This is a genomic window from Parasphingorhabdus sp. (assembly GCF_049667325.1).
In the GTDB taxonomy this organism is placed as follows: Bacteria; Pseudomonadota; Alphaproteobacteria; order Sphingomonadales; family Sphingomonadaceae; genus Parasphingorhabdus.
The window spans coordinates 1-4,290 of sequence record NZ_JBATHY010000174.1; the positions used below are offsets into that span (position 1 = coordinate 1).

Genomic DNA, 4,290 nt, shown 5'->3' on the forward strand with positions numbered 1-4,290 from the left:
CAGTAAGGAGCTGACAAAATAAACAGGTGTCCTTCCTGAGTATGCTCGCCTTGGCCGCTATCTCCGCACAATGACAAGTTCGCCGGATATTTGAGTGAAGTCAAAGGTACGGAACGCCTGCAGATGATGTTCCAATTGCTGGCGTCACGCCAATGTCAACGAGTGCCGTTTAGACTGCATTCATTGATATCACTTTATGTCCGCTATTCTAACTTATAAGCAATAAGCAGACAGGCAGAAACCCACCCAAAACCGGACATCTCCCTTATCGAAAAACCCCGACGACCGGGGAGGTCGACGGGGCGGTGGAACGGCGGGTCGCATTGTCGTTCCATCGTTGACACTAACACGCAGGGATTTGGTTGGATTGTATAAAATGGACTTACTGGTAACCACCCAGTTTGGGACATCCAGCGGTTTCATGCTTTTCGCCATTAGCGGACTATCGGCTAATTCTACTTTTGAGCTCACGACCCAAAAGCAGAAGCCAGCCCCATAGGGGCTGGCTTCCCATCAAATTTCAGTTTTCTCTGCCAGTGTTAAGGCATCTTCGATATCTACACCCAAATATCGAACAGTGTTCTCAATCTTAGAATGACCCAGTAGAATTTGGATCGCGCGAAGGTTGCCGGTAGCTTTGTAGATGATTGATGCCTTAGTCCGGCGAAGCGAATGCGTTCCATATTGTTGCCGCTGCAAACCGATTGCAGTGACCCATTCATCGACCAAACGCCCATATTGCCGGGTACTGAGATGCTTCGAGTGATCAATCCGGCTTGGGAAAGCGTAATCATCATTTATACCCCCACGTCGTTCCAACCATGCCAACAGGCTTGCACGAGCGTCAGTCGCGATTTCAAACTGGACAGGTCGGCCCGTCTTGCGTTGGACAACTGTTGCACGACTTCGAACTTCGGCCCCGGCTACTAAATCACCGATCTTTAGCTCAACCAAATCGCATCCTCGTAATTTGCTATCAATTGCGAGGTCGAAAATTGCTCTGTCCCGTATCCGTCGTTCACGGTCGAGAAAAAACCTGATCGCCCAAATTTGCTTTTGTGTAAGCGGTCGTTTTACGCCAACGTTCTTACCGGCATTCCAAGGACGCCTATTTAAGGCTCCGGGATCAAATTCTGATATACCCATGTTATTTCTCCTTCGGCCAGAATGGCCGAAGGGTTAGATACACCTGATGTCTGACCGCAGTTCTGGGAGCGTATGCCGGCCGGCTGCTAACGGCGCTAGAAGCAGACCGACCGCTTTGAGGCTAAATCCACCGATCAGGCGTCGGTGAACGACCGAAACTGGGTGGGAAGCGGACATTGAGATGAGCAATCGTTAATGTCCGCCACATCCCGAAAGCGGACAGTAGCTTCGGCCGTTTTTATCGGCTGCAACTGCGTTAGTAGTGGCATGGCTGGATTCGGGAATTCAAAATGTTCAACCCAACATTCTACCTATGAGAACTTCGAGATATGGGCCCCACTTTGGCTGATCATTTCGCTATCCATTGTCTTCCCCAATAGACAGGTAGAAATTGTAAGTCATATTGGGCAGTCATTCTGCATGAAAGCGCAAACTGATCCGAAATTTGCAGACGTTATCGACTCGATTGAATATAGTCCGATCGCCACGGTAATTAGCGACCCGAATCTGCGCGACAATCCGATTGTGGCGGTTAACGAACCATTTTGTGAACTAACCCAATATCCGGCCGAGGAAGTTTTGGGCCGAAACTGCAAATTTCTGGCAGGAGAACAAACTGAACCTTGGTTGACCGACAAAATTCGCGAAGGCGTGATCAATCACCGACCTGTGATGGTCGAAATTTTGAATTACAAGCGGGACGGGACGCCGTTTCGTAATGCAGTCCTGGTGGCACCCATTTTCGATAAAGCCGATTTGCTTCGATACTTCATAGGTACACAGGTTGAATTGCCGGAGGCGAACTGGGAGATGTTTTCCGTGCGAAAGCAACAGGCTCGGTCGTTGGTCAAAAACCTCTCCAAAAGGCAACGACAGGTGTTGCAAAAAATGGCCAAAGGCGAACGTACCAAGCAGATTGCCTATGAACTGTCGCTCAGCGAAAAAACCGTTGAGATGCATAGAACATTATTGTTCCGAAAAGTTGGTGCCGACAATGTTGCCGATGCGGTTCGCGTCGCGATCGATGCGGGCCTCTGATCTCAAACTACAGGGTTTACCCTTGCAGGGTTAATCCTAGCTTTTCCATTACTCTACATAAGTTCAGATGCACCGCGTCATAGCGATGTGATAACAGGGTGATTATCTCCCTGACGTCACCCCGCCATAAAAGCAGGAGTGCCAACATGGAAACTATTAGCCTAGCGCAATATTCCTTAGTGTATAATGCGTTTTCATTCACCTTTGCAACGATGGCTGCGGCCACTTTGTTCCTATGGTTCGGACGGTCGCAAGTCGGCCCGGCCTATCGAACCGCATTGACGATTTCAGGCCTGGTCTGTGCCATCGCGGCCTATCATTACTTTCGGATTTTCGAAAGTTGGGGCGATGCGTATGAGGCGAAAGACAACGTATTGCTGGTCACCGGCGTCGCCTTTAACGATGCGTATCGATATGTCGACTGGTTGTTGACAGTCCCGCTGTTGCTTATTGAATTAATACTCGTGATGCGGCTTACACAGGATGAAACAACATCCAAGTGCCTTCGCTTGGGCTTTGCTGCTGCGCTGATGATCGTGCTAGGTTATCCGGGTGAAATAGCCGACGACAACGGAACTCGCGCGCTTTGGGGCACGCTTTCCGCAATTCCCTTCCTCTATATTGTATGGGAATTATTCAAGGGTCTTGGCGAGTCCATCGAACGGCAGCCAGCCAGTGTACGTAAGCTGGTCAAGGACGCGCGTTTAATTACTTTTGCATCATGGGGGTTTTACCCGATCGTTTATATGGTGCCATACACCAACCTGAGCGGCGGCTCGGTCGAGACCGCGGTGCAAGTAGGATACACGATTGCGGACTTGATTGCCAAGGTCGGCGTCGGCATCCTGATCTACGTGATTGCCGTTCGCAAAAGCGCGATCGAATACCCTGAGCTGGCCAAATCGAACTAGGCATGAGCGTGCGATATTTCCGATCGCTATCTAGCCGACAGGGGCAGGGTCCGTTGACCCTGCCCCGCTTTTTTTTCAGGTTCGGGTTTGATCAAAACGGTGATGTGAGTCCGTTAATTTTGTCCGTTTGCTTTTTAACCCTTTTCGCGATGGTACAAGATGATGAAGTTCTTTCCTTTATAACGCTCGCAGCATGCTTTTCTATGCTCGTCATCGGCATGCCGCACGGGATGTTCGATTATGTGTCGTTGCGTCACAGGAGTGGGGGTAGCATTCTCAAACTGGGTGGATGGATCGCATTATACTGCACTACGGCAGCGGCCGCCTTGATTGCATGGCAGGTCGCTCCCCTCTTATCCCTTGCGGCTTTTCTGATACTAGCCGTTGCTCATTTCTCCGAAGACTGGGCCCAAAAACATTCAAAGTTATTTGCAGTTGCCATGGCGGTAAGCGTGATTGCGCTTCCCGCCCTCACTTATCCAAACGAACTATCTGCAATATTCGGTTTGGTAGCCGGCAAGGATGCAAGCATGCTTACAGACATAGTTCGTCTGATAGCGCCTCTATTCGGGCTGATTTCGTTAATATTGGTAGCGATTGATTTCGCCGACAAGCAGACGAGCCAAGCGTGGCGTAATATTTTTCTATTGTTATCAGCCTTGCTCCTTCCTCCAGCCATAGGATTTGCGGTCTTCTTCTGTCTTTATCATTCGCCGCGACACTTTGTGGAAGGCTATAGTGATTTGTTGGACAAACAATATGATCAACGAAAGTTTTTTCTTTTTCTGACGCTGGGTTCGGGCGCGGTCTATTTGTGCGTCCAATTTGTGCAACCGCATGCGTTGTCACATCAAATACAAATAGCGGCCATATTTCAGACGTTCGCCATCCTGACCGTACCACATTTTTTGATGCCTTTAATAAAGACGACGTCTCTCAAACATCCCACTCTGGCGTAATCCTAACGTCCGCTTTGATCCATTGCGAACACTCTAACCGGGAGTTACGGTAACAGGCGCAACAACCCCCCATTTGACTTGTTTTCTCCCGGCCCTATCCCTCCCGCGCAATCAAAATTCCGGTCACCAGTTCCAGATCATCCGGCTTGTCCACATCAATCGCCGCTTCCGCAATCGGCAAGATAATCGGCTCTGCCCAGAGCCCCATGCGCCGACCCGCCTGCGCCATCGCTTCC

At 50.0% G+C, this 4,290-nt stretch carries 4 protein-coding genes; 3 read left to right on the top strand and 1 reads right to left on the bottom strand.

The features are described 5' to 3' along the window. Window positions 1–513 precede the first annotated feature (513 nt). On the bottom strand, window positions 514–1,146 hold the full coding sequence (locus WBM93_RS07805) for a tyrosine-type recombinase/integrase (protein WP_424430467.1): 633 nt from the start codon (window positions 1,144–1,146) through the stop codon (window positions 514–516). 195 nt (window positions 1,147–1,341) lie between these two features. On the opposite strand from WBM93_RS07805, the gene WBM93_RS07810 reads away from it, so the two are divergent. The 3 genes from WBM93_RS07810 (at window position 1,342) to WBM93_RS07820 (ending at window position 4,054) form a co-directional block, all read left to right on the top strand. Continuing rightward, on the top strand, window positions 1,342–2,184 hold the full coding sequence (locus WBM93_RS07810; protein ID WP_424430470.1) for a LuxR C-terminal-related transcriptional regulator: 843 nt from the start codon (window positions 1,342–1,344) through the stop codon (window positions 2,182–2,184). A 146-nt stretch (window positions 2,185–2,330) separates the two neighbouring features. After that, complete coding sequence (locus WBM93_RS07815; protein ID WP_424430473.1) at window positions 2,331–3,095, top strand: bacteriorhodopsin-like; 765 nt, start codon at window positions 2,331–2,333, stop codon at window positions 3,093–3,095. Between the two features lie 53 nt (window positions 3,096–3,148). After that, entirely contained in the window at window positions 3,149–4,054 is a 906-nt protein-coding gene (locus tag WBM93_RS07820) for a Brp/Blh family beta-carotene 15,15'-dioxygenase (RefSeq protein ID WP_424430475.1), read from the top strand. Window positions 4,055–4,290: the final 236 nt, after the last annotated feature.

Excerpts from the sequence above, each read along its gene's own strand:
- WBM93_RS07805 (WP_424430467.1), bottom strand. The coding sequence starts at position 1,146 with ATGGGTATATCAGAATTTGATCCCGGAGCCTTAAATAGGCGTCCTTGG.
- WBM93_RS07810 (WP_424430470.1), top strand. The coding sequence starts at position 1,342 with ATGTCCGCCACATCCCGAAAGCGGACAGTAGCTTCGGCCGTTTTTATC.
- WBM93_RS07815 (WP_424430473.1), top strand. The coding sequence starts at position 2,331 with ATGGAAACTATTAGCCTAGCGCAATATTCCTTAGTGTATAATGCGTTT.